The sequence below is a fragment of the Trueperaceae bacterium genome (assembly GCA_031581195.1).
Lineage (GTDB): Bacteria > Deinococcota > Deinococci > Deinococcales > Trueperaceae > SLSQ01.
Window position 1 is genome coordinate 1 of record JAVLCF010000237.1, and the last position, 1,044, is coordinate 1,044.

The window sequence follows — 1,044 nt, forward strand, 5'->3', positions numbered from 1 at the left end:
ACGCCGGCGAGCCCGTCGAGGTCGCAGCATGATCCTCCTCGAGAACTACTGCATGTATTGCGACGAGGAACGCACCGACCTGGTGGCGCCCGACATGTGCAGCGAATGCAGTGCCCACCTCAACGACCCCGAAGAACGCCGCCACATCCTCAAGTTCGCGATGGAACGCCAAGCCAAAATCGTTGCGAAGCACGCTGCACGTCTCGCCCGCACCTACACGCACGACTTCGAGGGCCGCCCCATCCGAGGGCTTGCCGCCACCAACGACCACAAACTTCGCGTCGCCGCCGAACGGTACGACCGCCTTAGCGACGAGTGGTACGCCGAGCAACGCCGCCGCCACAACAACAAGACTCAACGGCAGGAGGTCACCGCATGACGTACGAACAAGCCATCAAGAACGAAAACGACGTGATCGAGGACCTCCTCAATTACCTCCTCGAGAACGAACCGACGCACGGCACGCGCCCCCGGCACCGCGACGCGTTCCTCGCGGGCGTCGCTCGCCACACGCTGTTCCTGATCGAAGCGATGGAGGAACTCGAGAACGCCACCCTGCCGTACGAAATGGAGGCCGCATGATGAGCGATTCTCGGGGGAAATACCAAACCTACGTGAGACGGGGAAGGCAAGCCTACGAAAATGGAGAGCCCATGCCCACTAATGAGCACGCCCTTTGTGAGGCAGGGCTTCAAGAGGGTTGGCGGAAAGCCTGGAGGGAAGCCAACGAACTTTTAGAAACGCGCGACGCCGGGAGGGACGCATGACGCACGACCTCGAGAAAGCCACCAGCATGCCGATCCGCAGCATGGATGACCTGGCTCGCTTGGCGGACATGTTCGCGCGAAGCGGGTACTTCACGGACGCTAAGGACGCCGCACAAATCGGTGTGAAGGTCCTGGCGGGACGCGAAATGGGGTTCGGCCCCTTCGCGTCCGTCAACGGCGTGCACGTCATTCAAGGCAAACCGACGGTCGGCAGTAACCTCATGGCGGCCGCCGTGAAGGCCCACCCCAAGTACGACTTCCGCGTCACGCACCTCGA

General features: G+C 62.3%; 3 protein-coding genes. All 3 read left to right on the top strand.

Annotated features, from left to right (window positions below; genetic code table 11):
• Positions 1 to 28 precede the first annotated feature (28 nt).
• Positions 29 to 379, top strand: a complete 351-nt coding sequence (locus RI554_11695) for a hypothetical protein (protein MDR9392676.1) — start codon at positions 29 to 31, stop codon at positions 377 to 379.
• Positions 376 to 582: a hypothetical protein gene (locus RI554_11700; GenBank protein MDR9392677.1), complete on the top strand. Its 207-nt coding sequence runs from the start codon at positions 376 to 378 to the stop codon at positions 580 to 582. Before RI554_11695 ends, RI554_11700 begins: the two co-directional genes overlap by 4 nt.
• Positions 583 to 763: 181 nt before the next feature.
• On the top strand, positions 764 to 1,044 hold a 281-nt coding region (locus tag RI554_11705; GenBank protein ID MDR9392678.1), incomplete at its 3' end, for a hypothetical protein.